At 33.0% G+C, this 22,426-nt stretch carries 23 protein-coding genes and 1 pseudogene; 4 read left to right on the top strand and 20 right to left on the bottom strand.

The annotated features are described in order from the left end of the window. Nucleotides 1–42: 42 nt before the first annotated feature. The 3 genes from M014_RS0106705 to M014_RS0106715 all read right to left on the bottom strand — a co-directional run bounded on the left by M014_RS0106705 (nt 43) and on the right by M014_RS0106715 (nt 1,784). On the bottom strand, nt 43–369 hold the full coding sequence (locus M014_RS0106705) for a DUF3870 domain-containing protein (protein WP_026591030.1): 327 nt from the start codon (nt 367–369) through the stop codon (nt 43–45). A 129-nt stretch (nt 370–498) separates the two neighbouring features. After that, nucleotides 499–1,251 carry a serine hydrolase gene (locus tag M014_RS0106710; RefSeq protein ID WP_026591031.1) on the bottom strand — a complete coding sequence of 251 codons (753 nt, stop codon included), beginning with the start codon at nt 1,249–1,251 and terminating at the stop codon, nt 499–501. A gap of 176 nt (nt 1,252–1,427) precedes the next feature. Beyond that, a complete protein-coding gene (locus M014_RS0106715; protein ID WP_026591032.1) occupies nt 1,428–1,784 on the bottom strand; it encodes an FtsB family cell division protein in 357 nt (118 codons plus the stop codon). 283 nt (nt 1,785–2,067) lie between these two features. Between M014_RS0106715 and M014_RS0106720 the strand changes: the two genes are divergently transcribed. Then, nucleotides 2,068–2,994, top strand: a complete 927-nt coding sequence (locus M014_RS0106720) for an aldo/keto reductase (protein ID WP_026591033.1) — start codon at nt 2,068–2,070, stop codon at nt 2,992–2,994. 74 nt (nt 2,995–3,068) lie between these two features. On the opposite strand, the gene M014_RS0106725 is transcribed toward M014_RS0106720, so the two are convergent. The 7 genes and pseudogenes from M014_RS0106725 to M014_RS26530 all read right to left on the bottom strand — a co-directional run. Next, on the bottom strand, nt 3,069–3,668 hold the full coding sequence (locus tag M014_RS0106725; RefSeq protein ID WP_026591034.1) for a DJ-1/PfpI family protein: 600 nt from the start codon (nt 3,666–3,668) through the stop codon (nt 3,069–3,071). Nucleotides 3,669–3,708: 40 nt separating this feature from the next. After that, complete coding sequence (locus M014_RS0106730) at nt 3,709–4,182, bottom strand: ankyrin repeat domain-containing protein (RefSeq protein ID WP_026591035.1); 474 nt, start codon at nt 4,180–4,182, stop codon at nt 3,709–3,711. Between the two features lie 458 nt (nt 4,183–4,640). Then, complete coding sequence (locus M014_RS0106735; RefSeq protein WP_026591036.1) at nt 4,641–4,871, bottom strand: hypothetical protein; 231 nt, start codon at nt 4,869–4,871, stop codon at nt 4,641–4,643. Between the two features lie 235 nt (nt 4,872–5,106). Beyond that, nucleotides 5,107–6,906 (bottom strand): Xaa-Pro dipeptidyl-peptidase, encoded by a 1,800-nt coding sequence (locus M014_RS0106740; protein WP_026591037.1) that lies wholly within the window; start codon nt 6,904–6,906, stop codon nt 5,107–5,109. Between the two features lie 100 nt (nt 6,907–7,006). Further along, nucleotides 7,007–7,501: a transglycosylase SLT domain-containing protein gene (locus tag M014_RS0106745; RefSeq protein ID WP_026591038.1), complete on the bottom strand. Its 495-nt coding sequence runs from the start codon at nt 7,499–7,501 to the stop codon at nt 7,007–7,009. A 289-nt stretch (nt 7,502–7,790) separates the two neighbouring features. After that, a complete protein-coding gene (locus M014_RS0106750; protein WP_003198028.1) occupies nt 7,791–8,219 on the bottom strand; it encodes a cell wall hydrolase in 429 nt (142 codons plus the stop codon). 640 nt (nt 8,220–8,859) lie between these two features. Beyond that, nucleotides 8,860–9,776, bottom strand: a pseudogene (locus M014_RS26530) (sensor histidine kinase); the annotation flags it as partial. Nucleotides 9,777–9,786: 10 nt separating this feature from the next. Between M014_RS26530 and M014_RS0106765 the strand changes: the two are divergent. Then, nucleotides 9,787–10,203 (top strand): hypothetical protein, encoded by a 417-nt coding sequence (locus M014_RS0106765; protein ID WP_026591041.1) that lies wholly within the window; start codon nt 9,787–9,789, stop codon nt 10,201–10,203. Nucleotides 10,204–10,338: 135 nt separating this feature from the next. Here the strand turns inward: M014_RS0106765 and M014_RS0106770 are convergent, their stop codons facing one another. From M014_RS0106770 to M014_RS0106800, 6 genes are all read right to left on the bottom strand, one after another. Continuing rightward, a complete protein-coding gene (locus M014_RS0106770) occupies nt 10,339–11,160 on the bottom strand; it encodes a VanW family protein (RefSeq protein ID WP_026591042.1) in 822 nt (273 codons plus the stop codon). A gap of 127 nt (nt 11,161–11,287) precedes the next feature. After that, a complete protein-coding gene (locus tag M014_RS0106775; RefSeq protein WP_026591043.1) occupies nt 11,288–12,040 on the bottom strand; it encodes a WecB/TagA/CpsF family glycosyltransferase in 753 nt (250 codons plus the stop codon). Nucleotides 12,041–12,096: 56 nt separating this feature from the next. After that, nucleotides 12,097–13,725, bottom strand: a complete 1,629-nt coding sequence (locus M014_RS0106780; protein WP_026591044.1) for a M3 family metallopeptidase — start codon at nt 13,723–13,725, stop codon at nt 12,097–12,099. Between the two features lie 238 nt (nt 13,726–13,963). Next, nucleotides 13,964–14,800, bottom strand: coding sequence for an endonuclease I family protein (locus M014_RS0106790; RefSeq protein ID WP_026591045.1), 837 nt, complete (start codon nt 14,798–14,800; stop codon nt 13,964–13,966). Nucleotides 14,801–14,915: 115 nt separating this feature from the next. Next, complete coding sequence (locus M014_RS0106795; RefSeq protein WP_026591046.1) at nt 14,916–16,346, bottom strand: zinc dependent phospholipase C family protein; 1,431 nt, start codon at nt 16,344–16,346, stop codon at nt 14,916–14,918. A gap of 1,100 nt (nt 16,347–17,446) precedes the next feature. Continuing rightward, a complete protein-coding gene (locus tag M014_RS0106800) occupies nt 17,447–18,307 on the bottom strand; it encodes a DegV family protein (RefSeq protein WP_026591047.1) in 861 nt (286 codons plus the stop codon). A gap of 239 nt (nt 18,308–18,546) precedes the next feature. Here M014_RS0106800 and M014_RS0106805 point away from each other — a divergent pair, with 239 nt between their 5' ends. Next, nucleotides 18,547–18,978: a GNAT family N-acetyltransferase gene (locus M014_RS0106805; RefSeq protein WP_026591048.1), complete on the top strand. Its 432-nt coding sequence runs from the start codon at nt 18,547–18,549 to the stop codon at nt 18,976–18,978. A gap of 78 nt (nt 18,979–19,056) precedes the next feature. Here the strand turns inward: M014_RS0106805 and M014_RS0106810 are convergent, their stop codons facing one another. Continuing rightward, nucleotides 19,057–19,338 carry a hypothetical protein gene (locus M014_RS0106810; RefSeq protein ID WP_051588553.1) on the bottom strand — a complete coding sequence of 94 codons (282 nt, stop codon included), beginning with the start codon at nt 19,336–19,338 and terminating at the stop codon, nt 19,057–19,059. A gap of 27 nt (nt 19,339–19,365) precedes the next feature. After that, nucleotides 19,366–19,569: a hypothetical protein gene (locus tag M014_RS0106815; RefSeq protein ID WP_026591050.1), complete on the bottom strand. Its 204-nt coding sequence runs from the start codon at nt 19,567–19,569 to the stop codon at nt 19,366–19,368. A 206-nt stretch (nt 19,570–19,775) separates the two neighbouring features. On the opposite strand from M014_RS0106815, the gene M014_RS0106820 reads away from it, so the two are divergent. Beyond that, complete coding sequence (locus M014_RS0106820) at nt 19,776–20,096, top strand: hypothetical protein (RefSeq protein WP_026591051.1); 321 nt, start codon at nt 19,776–19,778, stop codon at nt 20,094–20,096. A gap of 57 nt (nt 20,097–20,153) precedes the next feature. On the opposite strand, the gene M014_RS0106825 is transcribed toward M014_RS0106820, so the two are convergent. Next, a complete protein-coding gene (locus M014_RS0106825) occupies nt 20,154–21,689 on the bottom strand; it encodes an MDR family MFS transporter (protein ID WP_026591052.1) in 1,536 nt (511 codons plus the stop codon). A gap of 24 nt (nt 21,690–21,713) precedes the next feature. Continuing rightward, nucleotides 21,714–22,421 (bottom strand): polymer-forming cytoskeletal protein, encoded by a 708-nt coding sequence (locus tag M014_RS0106830; protein WP_026591053.1) that lies wholly within the window; start codon nt 22,419–22,421, stop codon nt 21,714–21,716. Between the last annotated feature and the right edge of the window lie 5 nt (nt 22,422–22,426).

The following is a 22,426-nucleotide window of genomic DNA, read 5'->3' on the forward strand; positions in this document are numbered from 1 at the left end:
AAAAATCCAGCCATAAGAAAGACTCTTATGGCTGGATTTTGTCTATGAATGTGTAGACAAAGCAGCGATTTGATTATATTTTTTTTGTGCATCTTTTAATGCTACAAGTAATGCTTTTTGAGAAGATCCGAAATACCGATTTCTAATCTCTTCTACTAATTGTGGGTCATTCATATTTCTATGTAGAAATAAATGTTTTACAAATTGGCTCGTTAATGCAATGGTTGCTGAACAATCCGCATCCACAATTTTCCCTGTATCTTTTTCTACAACAAACGCAACAAAGTAGCTTTTAAACTTTTCTGTAATAGGATTATTTTGAGGTGCTTTAGCGTCCCCTACGATATAAATCGTATTAGAAGCATACACATATATCTTCCTTTCCTATACGAGGATAACGGTTTTCTTAACAGGCGCATGGGCTGACGGCTCATCGTTAATTAAGAAATGTATCCGTTTACTGTATATTATATACAATTGACAGAATTTTAACAATATTTATTTTAGTAAATATTGTACAATTAAACTTCCAATCTCTGAAAATATATAATTCGTATGATGCACACATTCAACATTTGAACTTAAAACAGCTACATATACTATTCGGTTATTTATGTTCAGTCTTGCAGCATCATGTGTAACAGTTTGCAGTTCTCCCGTTTTGTTCGCTGTTAAAAGCCCTTTAACCCTCTCTAACTTCCCACATAATTTATAGGTAAATTGTTGATTTTGAAGTGGTTTATAAAACTGTTCTTCGTTTTCATAGTACTTTAGTAAAGATACAATATCTTCAGCTGTTGTGACATTATCCTTTCCCGGTTCCTTAGGTGCTTGCATCATATATCGTTGTAGTTTCGTCCCATTTAACCGTAGTGAATCAATATGTCTTTGAATATGATTCATTTTCAACTTATTTATAAGCCAATTCGTCGCAGTGTTATCAGAAACTGTAATCATCAATGTAATAAGATCTTGTATCGTTATACTTGGTGTACGTAATGAAGCAACTATACCGCTTCCTCCAGTTTTTTCAAGAGATGCAATAGAAATTAATTCATATGGATGTAAAATACCCTCCTTCATCGTTTCTATAGCACATGAAAGAATAGGTAACTTAATAAGGCTAGCTGACGGATGAATCAATTGTTCATTGTACCGATACATAATTTCCCCTTGTACCATGACACTTACATCTCCATTTATACTTTTAATTTGTTTCTCTAATTCATATATAAAGTCTGTTTTTTTCATATCCCCTCTCCTTTTTGAAAATTATAACAACAAAAACTGTTCGCGGTTATCGATATATCCATATCTTTTTATAAAGGGAATGAATCAGTGACATTATGCTTTCTTCTCCCAACTCATTCAAAGCGTGTGTTAAAAAAACAGTTAGCTCTTTGCTAACTGTTTTTAACACACGCTATCTACTCAGGTAATACAAATATAGTTTCATTCGGCTTAGAGAATTGATACTCTTTTCTCGCAAACTTTAAAATCTCTTCTTCATTATCAGTCAAATTTGCAACCTCACTCTTTAAATAACGGGAATCTTTTTTTATAGAAATTAATTGCTTTTGTTGATTTTTAATCGTAGCTCGCTTTTCTACAATTATTTCTTCTTGCTTAGTAAGAATATATTGAACATAAAAAGTTGCTGAAAAAATAAAAATAAAAGCTAAAATAAACCGACGCAATTTTCTCTTATTCATAACTCGGTATTCATTATACTGTGTTTGTTGTTGTAGTGTATTAGGAACATTTACTTTCTTGAGTTTCCTCATTTTTTAAATCCCCCTAACTCATTTTATTTCACTACCACAGGCATACTTTCTTACTAACCTAAATTCTCTTCACGTAAAATAAGCTCCTCCATAAAAAAATCTCATAAATTAACCAATTAGAGATACCTTTCGACGACATCTCTATATTTCAGATGAAAATTTTATATTTTGTGCTATATATTAGTGTTTTATGTTTTTAAGCTAGGCAAAAAGATCTCATAAACACATTTGCTTTTTCAGTGAATAATTTATTAGTAATTCCTTTTATTAAGGAGGTAAACAAATGAAATACCGCGACTTAGGAAAAACCGGTTTAACTGTTTCTGAAATTGGATTTGGAGCATGGGCAATCGGCGGTGATGAATGGGGACCTGTCAATGATGAACATTCTATTGCTGCTATGAAAACGGCAATAGAGCATGGAGTAAATTTTATCGATACTGCTGATGTGTATGGATTAGGACATAGTGAAAAATTAGTGGCACAAGTAATAAAAAAACATCGAAATGACATTGTCCTTTCCACAAAAGGAGGTTTAATTGGTCATCACTATGATCCTGATAGAGAACCTGTCTATGATACAGCAGAAAAAATAATTGCAGTATTCGAAACTAGCTTACTTCGCCTGCAAACAGATTACATTGATGTTTATTTTTGTCATATTTGGTGGGATAAAAAAGAAGAAACAGAAGCATTTCTTCGCGCATTTGAAATTTTAAAGCGTGATGGCAAAGTAAGAGCTGTTGGTGTTTCAACCCATGATTTACAATATATAAAAAATTTTAATCAATACGGTGAAATTGATGTTGTACAACTTGACTACAGCATACTTAACCGAGCACCTGAAAATGATATTTTACCTTACTTACAAGAGAAAAATTTAGGAGCTGTCATTCGTGGACCATTAAAAATGGGGATATTAACTGGAAAGTTTACTAACCAAACAACATTTCCTGATGGTGATTTACGACAAGATTGGCCAAAAGAAACATGGTTTCAAGATGATTTACAAAAAGTTGAACAATTGAGATCTCTTTCAAATCCTAACCGAACTTTAGGACAGGTGGCTCTTCGTTATGTACTATCACACCCTGCAGTATCTGTTGCTATTCCAGGAGCAAAAACCGCTCATCAAGCCACCGAAAATGCAGCTGCTTCTGTACGACCACTTCTATTAGAAGAAGAGTTAGCATATATACTAGAGCTTTAAACAAAAAAATCAGTAGCAATTCATTGTTACTGATCTTTTTTATCCTATTACATCCATAAGATTTTCATATTCAGCTAATTGCGCAGCTCAATATCATATTCCATTCTTTTTGCTGTTGCTTCTGCAATTTCTACCCCTAATAAATTTTTTACTATATGAAATGACATATTAATTCCGGCCGAAATTCCTCCAGAAGTAATAATGTGTCCTTCATCAACAAACTTTACATTCTCTAATACTTCTACAGTTGGAAATTCATTTCTAAATCTTTCAATACTCGCCCAATGTGTAGTCGCCTTCCTTGAATCAAGTAAACCTGCTTTCGCAAGAAGTAGTGCCCCTGTACATACAGAAGCCATTAACTTTACCTCTTTCATTTGCTGCCTGATCCAACTTATAATAATCTCATTTTTCATTTCATATTCCCTAACGCCTAATCCACCCGGAATGATTAAAATATCAACTGGTGGTAAATTTTTAATACTAAAATCTGGTTGTACTTTCAAGCCATTTCTCGCTGTTATTATTTGGCCCTCTTGGCTGACGGTATGAACAGTGAACGGATGAACTCCATTTGCTTCTGTTGTAACAGAAAAGACTTCAAATGATCCCGTAAAATCCAATACTTCTACTTCATCAAATAAAAAAATTCCCACATGCCAGTGGTTTATCATATAATCTCTTCCCTTTTTATATGTATTTTTTAAATTTTCTTTATACAAGATGTAGAAGATGCTGATATCCCTTTTCTAATGCGATATCATATGCTGTTTTACCATCATTTTTCTTAATACTTTTATCTGCTCCATTTTCAATAAGTAATGCTACTATTTTTTCATCGCCTAATAAAGCCGCTTCGTGAAGTCCTGTCCAACCGCCACTTTGTACAGCGTTAACATCTGCCCCCTGCTCAATTAAAAATGTAGCCATTTCGATTTTCTTGTTTGCAATCGCTGCTTGCAAAGATGTATTTTCATTTTGATTCTTCGCTTTCACATGTAAATTAGTGCCCTTTTTCAAGAGAAAACTCGCAATTTCCTTATGACCAAAATAAGCTGCTAAATGCAGTGGTGTCCAGCCATCTTCACTATAAACATGCACCAGATTTTGATCTTCATTTATTAATTCCACTACCTTCTCTAGTTCTCCATTCATTACAGCATTTGTAATTGCTATAATTGGATTCATCGTTATCTTCCCCTTACATAGATTCATTTTATTTCCTAACTATGAAATAATTCTATTGAACATGGAGAATTCCTTTTTACCACAGAGTAGTTTACATAATAATATTATAAATGTTAATTTAATTTTCAAGTTATCGTATTAAAAAATATTTTTACAATAAAAAAAACGGCCCATTTTTAGAATGAACCGTCCAGGATTCAATTAAATTATTTTTACATAAAATAATTTAACGTTTTTATATAAAAAACACAAAAATATCCGTGTTTTAGTGCATTTATTTCATTTTTTAAAATTCGAATATATTTTTACAAATACGAAAATAGTTAATGAGTTTACTATAAAAACACTCATTGATATTTTTCTATTCGAATTATATTTTCAAATGAAATATAAAAATCATTTTTATATTTCATTTGAAAAATCATTGGTTTTATATTTTTTTATAAATGTAATAGGCTTTACATTAACCTATAGCAATTTTGCTTTCTTCCCTTTCCTGTCTCCTTTAATACATATGATTTTACTACGAGATCGGTTAATGAATCTGTTAATGTTTTATATGATAAATTAGATAGTGCTAGCAGATCATTTGTATATAAAATTCTATGTTTTTCTAATAGTAATAATACTAATCGTTCAGATGGCTTTAATGTTTCATCACTTTCTAGTATAAAATCTACATCTTTCATAGGGATATTACATTCTCCTTATTTTTAAAATTACAATTATCGATTATTAATACGAAAATATTATATAATAAATCTGTTATTATTTCAAAATAGCGTAGTATATAGTGCATATTGTTTTAGTTAAAGCTACTCCCTTCGCTTCTTCCATTCCCTTTATAACACCCTTTTGGCAATTTCATGTTAAGATCCCTTCCTTTTTTAGTACAAAAAAGCCTCCACATTCGGAGGCTTCCTTCTATTTTACGATTGGCAATGTTAATTCACTTAATTTCACCGTAAGTTTCGTCCCTGCTTTTGGACGAATCGTATAGTCATAGTCACTTGCAATTAATACGACTCCTATTTGATGCCCAGCTTGGAATACATAATCATCCGGCTGCATGTCCCATGTAAATGAGTAATCTTTTCCTGGTATAATTGGTTCTGAGAAGTTTATTCCATTTAAGTTTTGTGGATCCATCCATCCTCTCGTCACAATTTCAGGTTTTACACCACCATAATCAACAAGCAATGCAGTTAAGTTTGATACGGGGCGATCAATACTACCCTTAAATGAAATTTTTGGTGTACCACTTATTCTCATTTCTTTTTCAAGCTTAGGCATTACATATACTAACCGATTTGGTGATTCTAATTCTGGATTTGCTACTAATTGATTCGTTTTTATTTTTGCATCATCTAATAATGAGGACACTTGTTGTACCGCCCCCATTCGAAGCGGTAAATCTACTGCTTTATTACTTAAAAGCATACGTATTTTAGACGGAGCCGCTGCAGGGTCTGGCCAATTTTCAAGTTTTTGCCACGTTTTATTTTCTCGTTGTACATCTACCATCGGTTCGTTCATAATTCCATTTTCAATTCCGTATAACCAATAATCGAACCATTTATTTTGTGTTTGCTGCCAGTTATTACTTGATGTTCCACCATGTCCCCCTTGATGTAACCACATTTTGCGAGGAACATTATTTTCTCCAAGAGCTTCCCACCACCCTGAAAACTGTTTTGTCTTTACATTCCAATCATTTAAACCATGTACAATAAATACACTTGCCTTTATGTTTTTAGCATCCTTCACGTAGTTACGCTTGTCCCAAAAATCATTATAATCTCCCGTTTTTCGGTCTTGTCCATCAGTTAGCTCTTTCGTGATTTTTTGACAAACTTCAGGATTCTCTCGTGTTAGCACTGCTTCTGCCATATTATCTGTATCTTCACCTTGGTAACCACCTGGTGCAACAACTGCCCCATTTGCACGGTAATAATCATACCAGCTACTAATTGCCGCAATTGGAATAATTGTTTTTAACCCTTCAACTCCTGTTGTTGCAACAGCATTCGGCAATGTTCCATTATAAGATGCACCTGTCATTCCAACATTTCCTGTAGACCAATCTGCTTTTATTTCCTTACCATCTTCTGTGAATGCTTTTGCTCTTCCATTTACCCAATCAATGACAGATTTTGTGCCAAGTATTTCTTGTTCGTCACCAGTTGTTGGGCATCCGTCTGATTTTCCAGTACCAATACTTTCTCCTAAAATAACCGCATATCCACGAGGAACATAGTAATTTCCATATGAACCGAGATTGGCTGGTCCTGCATAAGGTTTGCCTCCAGTAGGATGTAATTCTTCATCAACATTATAAACCGGTACATCTTTTATTCCCGACCGGTAAGGACTCATTTCATAAATAACGGGAACTTTCACATCTAGTTCTGTTTTCGGTCGCATTACTTTTATCGACACACGATCCTGCTTCCCATCTCGGTCACTATCAATCTCAGTTTCTACAAATAAATTTTCTACAATCGCCTCATCAATTGAATAAATAGGTTTCGTCATTCCATTTTCCAACTCAATTCTGGTCGACTGGGCTATTGTTTCTGGCACTTTACCATTTAACGGTAGCGAAGAAAATTTTATCGAACTCTCTTCGTTCTTTTCTGCATGTACTGTAATACTAGAAATACCTGATGTAAGTGTTAAAGAAAACATTGTCGAAAGCGCAATTATAAACTGTTTTTTCTTCAAATCCCTTCCCCCTTTATATTCTTCTATCCCTTCACTATACAATAAAATGACAGAAAATTCAGTTTATAAGAGAGCGAAAACTTGAGAAATTTGTAATATTTTAATCTTTCTTATATAGCTTATATAATTTCTCTAACCCAACATTATATTGCGTGTTATTATCTGTCCAATCTTCTCCTAAATTTCCAGGCCACCCTGATGTATTGGCGACATATTTCAAAAGCGCTAATTCTGTTAACCCCTTGTTTACTCCGCGTTTATAGGAACTCACCATATGCGAGATCGCTATAGTTGCATTCGTTTTTGCATCTTTTAAGTTCTCTTCTGAAAATTGTGCAGGTGCTAATCCGCCTCGATGTAACTGAAATAGCCCAAAAGATGTCCCTTTATCTCCAACAGCTTTTCGATTAAATTTTGTTTCATGATCAGCAATTGCAAGTGGAATCCATTCTGGTACACCGTATTGCTTCGAGATTTCAGTAATTACTAATTTATTATTTTCAATTTCTTTTTGTTTTTCATACTTCATATAAGCGGCATAGCATAAAAGTGTTAACGTACAAATTACTACTATATATTTTAATAATTGTTTCATAGATTCATCTCCTATATCGTTTATGCTTAATTCGGGTATACCTATACTATAAAATGTTCATGTGACATCTATTTGACAGAATAAAATTTTTATAAATAAAAAGAGCTTACGAAAGTAAGCTGAACTGTACCTTGAATCGTGGAAACTCAAAAAAGATGGTTCCGGTATTGTACCGGAACCATCTTTTAAGTGCTTAATTTCTAAAGGTCTTTTTATTAAACGGTCCACTTTATAAGATACAGTTCATTTTTCAATTGTTTTTTCTGTAATTACAGCCTTTTATCAGTGTTTAAAATGTGTTATAAACTTGTTCACAAGTTGCGGCCGTTGGTTGAAAAAAACAGTGTTTTTTATAACGTCCTACAAAGGGCTGATTATACCATTGTTGAGGACAATCGCCTGGTGGCCTAAAATACCACAAACTAAATTTCCCAGGCCAGTACCTCTCTCCATTGATAACTCGACGAGCTAAACGTTTTTCACTTTCTCTTGCTCTTTGATAGAAATATCCATGCGTAACAGCTTCAAATGCATGTTCTTGGAAAATCATTTGTCTAATGGTACGAAGATTTTTAAAGTCAGAGCAATTTGCTCTTAGTCGGTTAATTCCTACATTTCCAACGAGTAACATACCCTGAGTTCCTTCTCCTTCGGCTTCTGCTCTGAGTAATCTTGCTAAAAGTGCAATATCTGCATCTGTAGCGTTAACAACTCCCATAACTCCACCTCCATTATATTTTTCTCTTTATAGCATTGTTTATTGGTCAGGATAATGACTTGTATAATATAGGTTGAGATGTTGTCGACTCGGTATAAAAATAAGGATAAGTTGGGGCAAATGCTTATAAAAAATATTAAAAGTACAGTAACAATTTGTTTCTGTACTTTTTACTGGGATTATCTCCAGATATGAGGTATATGATAAAAATGCTGTGTAAAACAATTTTTCATACATCCCGAAAGACAAATATTTTTTACTGATGGTGGAAGAGAAAAGCAATGGTTACATATATTAGAACATAAAAGTGTAAGGTTATGATGATGCTCTACATACGGTCTCAAGTTTTATCCCTCCAAATTGAGGATTATAGATTACTTTATTCTAAATAAGCACAAAAATTAGATTGTCCATTATGAATCAAACAAATTTAATAAATAAAAGTAGATATGGTCAATAAAACCTTTATTATTAGTTACTTGAAGGTGTAGGCACTTATTACTTAGAACAACTATCTCTATTGGTTCCTTTGGCTTGAATTAGAGAAGGATTTAGCATTTGATAAACAAGTTATTTCAACGTGTCAAAAACCCAATCATGTAACGTTTGATTATTCATTATGTTTTTTACCTCACTCAATTTACTCCCTCTTTTCTATATACATAAAAAATTGTATTTCCTCTTTTATAATGGAAACACCATAATCAAAACCATGTCGTTCTAAAATGCTCTTTACAATCGCTAGTCCTAATCCAGTTCCTGATATTTCTTTATTGCGTGAGGTCTCTCTAACACATAAAACGGCTCCCAAATTTTTCCGATATCTGTACTTACTTCAGGATCAATTCCGTTTTGAATACTAAAATATACATAACTATTTCTTTCTTCAAACACAATCTTGATATTTTGATTTGTTGTATATTTTATTGCATTTGAAATTAAATTATTAAATACCATTTTCATTTTATCCGAATCTGCATAAATAATCGCATCTCTCGCGCGACAATCCATTTGTAAATGTATATCCTTAGCTTGGAATCCAATTTCATGTTTATCAATTATATTTTTAATAAGCGGTTCTATCCGTACCTCTTCTTTTTGTAATGGGTCTCTTTCTAATTTCGAAAAACGTAATAACTCTTCTATTAAATTTGAAATTTGATCAGTTTATTTAATAATTGTATCTAAGTATATCCCATCATCAAGACCATCTTTAATCCCTATAGAGTACGCCTTTACTAAAGCTATAGGTGTTTTTAATTCATGGGTAATATCCCCCATAAATCGCTTCAATTTTTCATTTCTATTCGTTAAATCCTGATGAGCTTCATATAATTTATCACTCATAATATTAATACTATTGGCTAAATCGCCAATTTCATCGTTTGTTTTCACTTTTGTTTTCTTAAATTCTAGATTGGAAATATCTTCTGCAACATCTCTTAATTCTTTTAGCGGTGTTGTAATCGTTTTTGATAATATCCAAACAAGTACAATGACAAGAAATATTGCAAATCCAAAAATATATATATTATTTGAGGGAATAGTAAATATGAGGTGTTGTTTCATGTTAAAAAAAATAGGATTCATTTTTCTGTTTTCATTTTTATTATCCGCAAATGTTTTCGCAGAAACAAATAAACAAATCGAAGTTTTTGATTGTCAAAAGGAGATGGTCGTGCAAAAACAATCCCTAGACATAGAAATTCAAAAAGAGGCAATACAATATGCCCAATCCATTACTGGAGCATTTAAAAACCTAAACGTTGTCCCTAAAACTGGCCATATGATAAAAGTCCCTTTATCTAAACCGGTTACCATTACAAATCAATGGATTCATACAACAATAGATGAAGTACTTGTACTCCTTCCACTTAACGAAAAACCTTATATCATGATTTATGATGATGAAAATAATCCACACTTTTATTATGTACAAGGTCATCCGGAACGTTTATTGAAGCATTTAAAAGTAAAATCATAATTACTTATAAAGAAAAAGATTCCATAAAACATCGTTTTATGGAATCTTTTTCTTTATTTTTTTACCTTGAAAGATTTTATTTTAAATTATTTACGCCGTTTTTTCAAATATCTTTAGATAAGTGAAAATCTTTGTCTATACAGAACCTACAACTTTCTCATCATCTACTTCATATTTTACTAAACAATCATTTTCCAAGACTAGTTCTTTGTCAACTAAGTTACCTGTGACACGATCAACTATTTTTTTATAAACTTTATTTTGTCTGTATACTTTATCTATTTTTTTTACAAAACAATGATCTTCTTCAACGATAGAATACTTATATGGAGGATACTGAGATGCCCTAATTTCTCCGTATATATATTCTTCGTCAAGATGTAGATTGACTTGATAGGTAATATTTGAATTGTTTCTCAATTTGAGATCAATAATACCATTCATCAAAGTGGCACCTGTTCCAAATGGAATTACACGTCCGTAGTCAGGGAATGGATCGAAACTATGACGATATCTTTCCACTGTTTCCAACTCTGAATGAAGAAACATCCAGTAGAGAAGATTCCCTAACTGACAGAGACCACCGCCTATTCCCTTTATCGCTTCGCCATTCATTAGAATAATTCCTTCTTTATATCCAGCCTTTTCATTAGAATTACCAACAAGATGCCAAAATGAAAATGTTTCTCCCGGTCTAATTACTACCTGGTTTATTTTACAGATAGCTAACCTTAAATTGGTGATTTTGTTATATTGCAGCTGTATATCCGTATCACCTAACTTTCTAATAAGCAAAGATTTATGTTTATAAATCCTGTAAGGTAATGGATTTCGCTCAAATGTTTTTGAAAATTTATGCCCTTCAAGACGGTCACTTATTTTTTTAAATAGCCTACGTTGTCTAATTCTAATAGGAATTAAAAAAGGAAATCTTTGCGTTAATAATTTTCTTGCCATTGAGAGTCGAGCTCCTTTACATATTCTTAATCTGTATATTTCAATTTACATTACTCCAATAATACCGATCTTTCTCATTGATCGTTTAGCTCTTCTCGATTATAGATGAAGTTTCTATCAGAAAAAGTTAATGAACACTTTTCCGGACTCTCTCAGCCATAACGGATACTAAAAATTTCGGAAGGATCAACTGTCGTTTTATTCTTTTAGGCTGTGTTACTAATCTATATAACCATTCTGTACCAGTATCCCTCATTAGTTTTGGAGCTCGTTTTACCGTGCCAGATAAAATATCAATCATACCTCCAATACCAATAGATAAAGGTACGTTTAACCTTTGAAGATTTTCATAAATGAATACTTCTTGCTTAGGAGATCCTAACCCTACCAATAGTAAGTGTGGTTCAAATTTTTGAATGTGAAGTTTGACTTCTTCTAACTGCTCATTTTTGACAAAGCCATGTTGTCCTTCAAAAATAGCATGTGGAAAGCGCATTTTTAAATTTCCTAACGCTTTCTCATTACTTTCTGGTGCAGCACCGAAAAGAAATACACGGTACCCCTCTTGATTACAATACTCTATTAAGTCATGCGTTAGATCTGCACCTGTAACACGCTCTTTCAATGTTCCTTTTAAAATTTTCGAACCGAGTATCACACCTATTCCATCTGCTGTTATTAAATCCGCAGATAGTAAAATGTTTTTGAAATGTACAGATTCCGCTGAAGTTTGTCTGGCCGACATCACAATTTCAGGATTCGCTGTAACAATAAACTTTGGTTTATTTTCCTTTTCAGATAACCAATTTTTTAATAAGTCTATTACTCTCTTATACTCTAAGCTACAAAATGGTATACCTTTTATGTACTGTTGTTCCATTTCTTACATACACTTCCCCTACGTGTTTTCTTATAATAAATGGCTTAAACTTTCTCTTATACACGCTGTAAATACTCATCAATATCCTTATTTATTTGAAGCAATGATTTCTCCCAAAACTCATTATCCGCAAGGTCAATGTCAAAGTATTGTTTCACCAACTCTTCGACTGGGCGCTTTCCAGTCTCACACAAGAATTTTTTATATTTGGAATGAAACTCACCACCATCTTGTTTTGCCATTTCTAATAATCCTAAACTTAGTAGATAACCAAATGTATATGGATAGTTGTAAAAAGGAACATTCGCTGAATAAAATTGGCCATATTTCATCCAAACAAAAGGTTGATATTGAGTTAGAGAATTTCCATAAGCTGCTTTTTGTGAGAGTACAGATAATCTCTCTAATTCATCCGCACTTAAAGGCCCCTTATGAATTTCTTCATAAAATGTTTGCTCAAATTGAAAAGAAGCTCGAATGGCCATTACATAATTAAAGCTGTTTCTGATTTTCCAGCTAAGTAATGATTTTCTCAGTTCTTCACTTTCTGCTGTTTTAACTAAATAATCTACAAGTACCATTTCAAAGAATATGGATGCTGATTCAGCCATACTCATTGGAAGGTAATCATCCAAAAATGCGGTAGACTGCTCATCGCTCATTACATAAAAATGCCATGCATGTCCTAATTCATGTGCTAATATTCTTACACTATCAATTGTTCCATCATACCGTAATGAAATTCGAGACTCTCCTTCACTTAAGAAAGGAGCGCAAAACCCACTAGGAGGCTTATTATCTCGTGGCTCAGCATCTACCCATTCATTCATAATAGCGCATTTTGCAAATTGTGCTAGTTCTTCATCAATTTCCTTTAAGGCATCATAAATATTCTCGATCGCTATTGAAAAAGGAATTTCAATCTGTTCATTTTCTTCTGATGTCATAAGTTTATGCCATGTAAGTGTTTCTTTACTATTTCTATAAAAATCTAAAACACTCGATAACTTTTCAAGATTTCCTTCAATGGCATTCCACATTTCCAATAATGCATTTTTAGAAATCCCGTTTGATTGAAGGGATTGTGACAATACCTCTTTTTCTTGTAAGAGGTTACTTTTTAGATTACGCAATCTGCCCATATGATTTAGCACGCTAGCAAATACCGCTTCCTCCTTTTCCAATGCCTCTGTAAGAGAAGAAAATACCGATAATCTTTCATGATGAGTTTCAGCATTCATCGCAAGATAGTTTGCTTTTCCAAATGAGAATATTTCATTATTATTATGTATTTCTAATTTATTTCGTAATTGTATGTACATATCTTCCCAAGCTTTTAATTCATTTTCTATAAAGTTGATATTTTGATTTTCGGGGAAGTTACTTTTTTCATGATTCGATTCTTGTAGTAATATATGAACTTCTGTTTTCAAAGTATTTATTTTTGTGTGGGGGAAAGCAGTAGTTGCTTCATCTGTTTGTTCAGTAGAAAGGCAATAAAAGTAATACTCTGCCTTTTCGATATTTTGTATAATTTTCGAAAGAATTGCTGGGTCTCGATTTTCTTTATATGTTTCTATTAATTGCTCTATTTTCTCTATTTCTGTAGATAACATAGGGTCTTGTTCTTCAGGATATAGCCTTTTCAAATCCCAATTCGTCGGGTGATCAATTATTTGATTCATGTTATAGCCTCCTACTTTTACAAATAGTTACAATACTGCCTTCATTAGCTAATTATATATGAATTAATATAATTTTCATATCTTTCAATATTCCAACTTTTCAAAGGAGACTCCGCCAGTAATCTTACAAATCTCTCCATACCAATCTTGTACATGTCCATTGTTGTAACATAAAAAGGGATTGATCATACTAATCAATCCCCTTACTTTGACAAAGATATTTATACAAAAAATTGATTTATTTCCAAATTTCATTTACCCATTCAGGATGATCTACAAATGGATTTCGGTTATGTTGATACTTTGTATAGATTATTTCATTACGTTTTCGCTCAAAATCATCAACAGGGTCTTGTTCATTCCATTTTAGTAAGACTGATAATTTCCCCATATATGGATCTTTATTGTTATTTACTTTTTCATTAAGTTCTAAATCTACTTCACCGCTATCTCCTTCATAACGAACAGCCATGTAAAATAACATTCTAGCAATATCGCCTTTCACACTATCACGAGGTTCCCAAGAATCTTTATCGTATTTACACTCTGTCGCTTCTGAATGATTCACACCGCCATTATCAAAATCCAAATTCCCACGTGAACTATTGACTGATACATCCGTAGCTCTTAAATGATGAAGGTCAGTTCCAGGACCTGCAGCCGTTCCAAAATCACCGTGAGATTTTGCCCAAACATGCTCTCGGTTCCAATTATCAACCCCTGAACCATTCGTGAATTTCCCTTGTGAACGTCCTGTATATAAAAGGAGCACATTATTTTTATTATTTGGATCTTCATCAGTATCTCTTAGTGCATCCCAAACTGCACTGTAGGATATCTTTGTATGATTATCAATAATATTATGAAGTTCCTTTTTCAATTCTACTCCCGTTTTCCCCTTCGCGCTATTATAATATGTATCATCATAATTCGCTGCTGCTACACCTTGATTTACTTTTGAAGTCGAAGAAGTGCCTTCACCATATACGGTATCTGTAAACGATAAAGATGAAGAACCTAGAATAAATAATGAAGAAATAGTAAAAATAGCAAGTTTTGTATTTCGGAACACCATATACACATATCCCCTTTAAAATTTAATTTTAACTAATGAACGAAAACAACTCTTTCTAAATACATGAAATATTTCAAAACTACATACACATTTTCTTTTAATATTATAGAAAATCCTATTCAGCCTCTATAAGTTTCCATGCTTTTGGTTTATCCGTTTTTTTCCCTAAAACAATCCAGCTTTTTTCTTTTCCATTTTCTTGATAATTGATTGGATAGCCATCTGTATATAAGAAATATTCAGTTGGATTATTTGGATTTGGATACACTTTAAACTGTGCAGTATTTGTTTTTCGTTTCGCAAGGTGTACCCAATTTGTCATGTTAGAGTAATTTAGGAACACATAATTATCATAGTTGGATTGTGTCATTTTCAGCAGTACACTTTCTCCTCGATGAAGGATTCCGTTATTATCTTTATCAAATACAAACTGAACTGGTGTGCCATGAACTTTATTATCATCTACGTGATTCGATAATAATGCGTAGTCATTAGAAGCATATACTTCAAATGTTAAGCCTCTATTTAGAAACTCACTCGGTACGACGAAGTATTTTTTATTTTCTTGTATTGCTTCTCCCTTAGAATCTTTCACTATCGTATTTTCAATATCTTCAGCAGCCGTTTTGCCAACATATGTTTTAAACCATAAATGGATAAATCCCGCTGTATTTCTTTGGGCTGTTTGCAAGCTCCTCTGAACAGCTGGCATAACTTCTTGCTGCCAAAGAGCATTGTTTCCTTTATTATAGTGAGATTTAATCTCGTCATTGGTAATGTTTCCGATTTCCACTTTTGCGAGTCTCGCTGTTTCATGGATCCACTGTTTTGGATCATTAGAATTCACTAAATTATATACGCCCTCACCATCAGATACTTTATACTGATCCTGAATTGTCGTCACGTAATTTTCAAAAGCACTATGAAACTTTAAAGCACTCATATCGACAGCTGTAAAATTAGCGGCATGCATTGGTTGGGTTGCATCTGTAAAGTAATGCGTCGCAACACCTAAATAATAAAAAGCTTGTTTTCGGTCATCCTTCTTGAAGTATTCACCTGCTAATTTAAAATATTTATCTCCTTGCGAGAGAGCTGTTGGTTCTTCTTCTCCTTTATAATTCTTTCCCGTATCAGGATCATAGAAATGAGATTTCCATCCTCCCCTAATTAGCCCATCGATGCCAATTGTACCTGTACCTCCATCGTTAAATTCATCCAGGTAATCAGCATCATAAAGACCTCTTTCAAATAACTCCTTATATTCAGGCGTATTTAAAAATTGCAATTCATTTTCTTGAACTGTCTTATCTTGATTGCGACTCATAATTTGAATTGCATTTTGTGCAATCCATAAATGTGTACTTTCATTTGAATGATGCGGATGCTCTGCAGACCATCTTTTCACACGTTTATGTTCTTGTTGTTCTTGGTTTTCTTGTTTCATTACTTCTCCTATTCCACAAGCATGTACTTCTGCTGGGATTACCACTGTACCAGAAGCTATCGCTGTGACAAGAGCCATTGTACATAATTTCTTTTTCATACGAATCTCCTAAACCTTAATTTCATCTATAACGTAAACGGTTTCACTTTAAGCAAAGATACCCTTCTACATTAAAATGTAGTTTAATCATAACTTATATATTTCAATTTATTTATGCAATTATACATATTTGATTACTAGATAAAAATTCTCTATGCAATGAAACAGAAAAACGAAGATTAAAAACAATTTCCATCCAGTTTGTTTTCAGGATACAAGTTCCCCTTGCGGCAATCCTTTATGTATACGAATTTGTCGTATTCGTTTCCCGATTTGCATGTTTCCACCCCGTATTCAAACATTCCTAATAATGAAATAACTATTTAAATACTGATTCTATTTTAATTGTACTGTTGTAATTCTATAATTTCTATCCACTTGTTAAAAAAAATTGGTAAAAAAGCCAATTTTTTTATCATTTTTTTATAAAATTTAACTACTTGTTATTAACATAAACGGCATTGTATATTTTAAATATGATAAACTTGCTAGAAAAAAGATTTGAAGCAAATATAAACAATTGTTATTTCTACCCTATCTCTAGCAGCTTGCACTTATTTATTACACAAATATGATGTATGGATTTCTTATCATACATGTGATATTCGATTCATCACACCAACTTATTACATATGGATTTGTCTATTACGTATTCGGAAAAATCAAGACATCTTATTAAACAAAATAACGGTTGTTAAATGAGCTACAAGGAGTTATTGTTTATCGATTATTACAATCAAAAATATTTATTAAATAAGAAGAGGGATGAATATGATTTAGAGAACACATGACAAAAAGGCGCGAAAAATAGTAAGATATGTTGCAGGATTTACTACACTTTTAATACTAGTATCCTTTATTTATCAATGGAATAACGGTTTAAACATTGATACGACTGAGAGAGTTTCTTTCGGACTAGTTCTCACTTCACTACTTTCCTTTGCAGCTTTTTACCCGTAAAAAAACAAATCAATGAATAATAAAAAAGTACTTGAGGATAGACCTCAGGTACTTTTTTTGCAAGATAACATGTTATGTCTAATTATGTTAGCAGTATTCTTAATTGTATAACAAAAAGGATTGATCAAAAGATCAATCCTTTACTCTACTTCATTTAAGAAAAACAGTGTTACAACGCCTGGTCCTGTATGCGCACCGATTGCTGCACCAATTGTATTTACAATAAATACTTCACAGCCAAATTTTTCAGTAATTAATGCCTTTAATGCATTGGCAGTTTCTAAATCATCACCATGTGTGATTCCGATTGTTTGATCTTTCAGGTTCTTTCCTCGACCTTCCATGATATCAACCATTCGGCCTAAAACTTTCTTTCTTCCTCTTATTTTTTCAAGCGGTACAAGCTTTCCTTCTTCAACGTTTAAAATTGGCTTAATGTTTAATAGGCCACCAATAAATCCAGCTACCTTACTTAAACGCCCACCTCTAACAAGATACTGCAGGTCAGCTACAGTAAAGATATGCTCCATATGTTTTGTTAGAAAAGCAATTCGGTTCAAAATTTCTTCCTTTGAAGCACCCTCTTTAGCCATTTTCGCAGCCTCTAATACAACAAGCCCTTGACCAAGTGAAGCGCACTTTGTATTAATAATCTCTAAATCTAAATCCGCATATGTTTCTTTTACTTCTTCTTTAATTACTACTGAAGATTGATATGTACCAGAAAGTTCAGATGAAAAAGCTACATATATACAAGGTGTACCTAGCTTTGCATATGTAACAAATTTTTCTTGAAATGTTTCTAATGATGGTAACGACGTTTTGTACACTTCGCCCTCTCTCATCTTTTGTAACAATTGAGTCGATTCTAACGTTACCCCGTCTAAATACTCAGTTTCCGCTTCATCATATACACGAAGTGGAATCAAATCAATATCGTAAGTTTGCAGCAATTCTTTTGGTAAATCCGCCGCACTATCCGTAATGATTTTGACGCTCATTTTTTAAACCTCTATTCTATTATAAGTATACGAAAAAAGAATAATTACCTTTAAATTATATACGTAAAACACTTGTGAAGAAAGAAAAAGTATTATTAGACTATTCTATGCATGAGATAGCAAGAAATGAACTTCTTTTCAACATGATTTATATGGAGATACGAAACTATTATTTTATTACAAGTCACGTTATCACCTATATAATAGAAATATAAAAACTTTTCAAGGGGTGTATTTTTATGGGAATCAAGTTTGCTTCATTAGAAGATTTAGAATGGATTAATTATCAATATGAAGACGCGGGATTTGTGCCAAGTGACTTGAAAAAGGATAAAGTTGCGATTATAACGTACAACGGAGAATATGCAGGGTTAGGACGTTTAGTATATATTGATCAAAATACGATAGAGATGGGCGGTATTTACATCCTTCCCAAATACAGAGGTTATAAATTAGCTGGAGATCTCGTTTCTTTTTTAGTGCAAGAAGCCAAACAATCAGATGCATCTCATGTCTATTGTATTCCTTTTGAGGAACTTGCGGATTTTTATAAAAAATATGGTTATAAAAATGTTGATACAGATCAAAAAGCTGTTCATCCTATTATCATAGCTAAATATAAGTGGTGCTTACAAGAATACGATAAGAATGTTTTATTGTTTGCACTATAAAATTTTAATCAGTTACGACTGACAGAAGTCTCCTCCCTAACACATGCCTTGAGACAGGAGACTTCTGTTTGAATGCAGTTAAAGTGTATTATACTTTTTCACTTGTAATGGAATGGTAACTACATATAAATCAACCGCATAATAAGTAATCCAAATTCCTTTTCCTTCAGCATCCAGTTTTGATTGAAAAAATTGTTCCGACACTTTTCTTTTCCCCCACTTTTTAGGAAACCATTGAAATACTTTAGGAACATTATACTTCTTGTTAGACCACACTTTTAACCTCCATAGAGCAAAAATAACTACAATCAGGATGATTAAATTTAAAAAATCAGAATATGAAGCTTTCAAAAAAACCACTCCCCCTTTTTATTAAAAATGTAACAACTACCCTCTTAAAATAGCCTTTTTCACAAAAAAACACATGATAGAAAATAGTAAACATGTACCTACTATACCAAAAATCGCAATTGAAACTTTACCTGCCATCGTTTCATTTGGATCTAAAACATGAGGAAAAACTGTACCAAAAATTGCCACACACGCTAACATTACCATCGTACCTTTTAAAACTTTCACTTTCTTATTCATACTAATTATCTCCTTACGTCCTTAATAGTGGGAATAATAAGGTTCTTGTTATGAACTGAAAAATAAATTCTTTATTCCTTATAAAATAATACACAATGATAGTATAAAATCCCATCTAAAAATAAGGAAACAATTTCATGTTTTCATCAAAAAACGTTATAATAGATTGTAGCCTCTACGACTATGTTATAAAGGAGAATGAAATAATGGCTAAAATTAAAGTATACCAAGCAAAAGAAGAACACATGGAAACAGTAAAAGACATTATTGATGTTCAAGAAGAAAACCCAACTGCAGAACATTTACAAATGCTATACACATGTGTATTAGATACAGAGGATATGGCATTGCCTGAATCATATATCGAAGAAGATATTTTAATCGATTCTATTGAAGTAATGGTAAATGTGTCTCAAAATAAATTAAGAGACCTAGGCACATACGATGTAATTGAAGTACAAAACAAAGGCAAAAAAACACAAATTTTATTATTAGCAGACGAAGAATACGAAATAATTGAAGGCTAATTGGTTACGTTACATACGAAAAACTCCTTTCTAATCTAGAAAGGAGTTTTTCGTTTTCTATGCTTTTGATGTCTCTGCTTTTATATTTTTTTGTTCCTTCTTATATACCATTCGCTCATTCCCCATAAAGAAGATAAACAAGAATGCTAAACCTGCTGGAACTAATGCCCACATAAATGTCTGAACGATAGAACTCGAAAGTGCATCAATAATTTTATCTAATATTTGCGGTGGAATTTGAGATCTTGCGCCTTCTGAAAGGATTGCTCTTGCATCCCCTAGCGCATTACTATTGATTCCATCGTCCATGCCTCTAAATGCTTCTTCTAATTGATCTTGAAAACCTGTTCTTTGAATCATACCAAAGATAGTAATTCCAAGTGTCATCCCTAGTGAACGAACAAAGTTACTCGTTGAAGTTGCCGATCCTCTTTGATTCATACCGAAATTATGGATTGCAGCCATACTTAATACCGAGAATGAGAAACCTACGCCAAAACCGATAATAATCATATAAATCGTTAACCATACACGACTTGTTTCTGGTGTTAATGTGCTTAGTAAGAACAATCCACCAAGCATAATAACAGCTGAAATAATCATGATATTACGGTAACTTAGCTTTGATGTTAAAAATCCACCTAACTGTGCTGTAACGACTGACCCTAACATCATTGGTAATAGTAATAGACCGGAATTCGTTGCGGACCCGCCATATACTCCTTGAATGAATAAAGGAATATAGACAGTTGCTGACATAAAAGCAGCCCCGTAAAATAAAGCGATAATTGTACTCATCCCAAATAAACGCTGTTTAAACATTTCAAACGATATGATAGGTTCTTCCACTTTTCTTTCGATGAAAATAAACATAATCATTAAAATAGCGAATGCTGCAAATAAACTTAAAATAAAAGTAGAATCCCAATCATACTTCTGTCCGCCAAGTTCTAATGCAAACATTAAGCACACGACTGCACCAACAAGTGTAATTGCACCAAACCAATCGATCTTTTGTTTTTGATGAACGCGTGATTCTTTATAAAAGAATATGATAAAAATAAGTGATAGAACCCCTAGCGGCAAGTTAATATAAAACACCCAGTGCCAGCTAATATAGTCTGTAATATATGCACCAAGTAACGGACCGAAAATACTAGACAATCCAAACACCGCACCAAATAATCCGCCCATTTTCCCGCGTTTTTCGGGCGGAAAGATATCAAATACAATCGTAAATGCAATCGGAACAAGCGCTCCCCCGCCAATACCTTGAATCGCACGATAAATACCTAACTGCGTAATATTTTCTGCTGTACCACAAAGTGCAGAACCAATCATAAAAACAATTAAACCGAAAATAAAGAATTTCTTTCTCCCATACATATCTGATAACTTTCCAAAAATCGGCATCCCTGCCATTTCCGCTACCATATAGGCGGATACGACCCAGACAAAGTTTTCTAATCCGCCTAAATCACCAACAATCGTTCCCATTGCTGTCACAACAATGGTATTATCCATTGATGCCATTAAAATCCCTAGCAATAAACCGGCAACTACAAAGCCGAGTTTACTATCCTTTGCAACCATGTGTCTTACTCTCCCTCTTAATACCTATATTTGTTTATGATCTTTTACAACTGATTTTCCTTTTTGATTAAAACTAGTATGGTATTCTACAACACCAATTTCACACCCAGGACCAATGGTAACATTGTTTCCCCTTACTACTTCAGCTATTGTATGTTCTAAATAAATATCATCCCCTTCAATAAGGCTTGCTTGAAGGGTACCAGTATGGGGTGTAAAAGGCATAAATCTAGATTTTTTTTGTACCGTAATCTTTTTGCCGCCTATTTCTCGTATTTTGCTTCCTTCATAACGGAGTGTAATATGAATATTTTCAGCATTTAATAGACCTTCACTTTCAAGTCCACCTGTTAATAATAGCTCTTCTACTTCAATATCCTCCTTAACATGTAAAGCTCCTTTAATATCTACAACATTTCCAGATAATTTGCCTTTGACTTCAAACATACCTCTCACTTTCATCTTCTCAACGTGGCCATTACCTTGTACTTGCGTATTTCCATACACTTTCACATATTCTGCCTGTATATTTCCTTGAACTTCACTTTCTCCATAGACGACATAATTTTTTGCCTTCATATCACCAGAAACATCACTCGTTCCATACGTCTTAAATTCATTACAACTAACATGGTTAGAAATCGTTCCTTCACCACGGATTTTCACTTTATTATAAGCTCCACCTGCTGAACTACCTGATCCGTTCACAGTGAGACTATGCTGATTTCCCATATCTA

Origin of the sequence: Bacillus sp. UNC437CL72CviS29 (assembly GCF_000482345.1) — a bacterium.
GTDB classification, from domain to species: Bacteria; Bacillota; Bacilli; order Bacillales; family Bacillaceae_G; genus Bacillus_A; species Bacillus_A arachidis.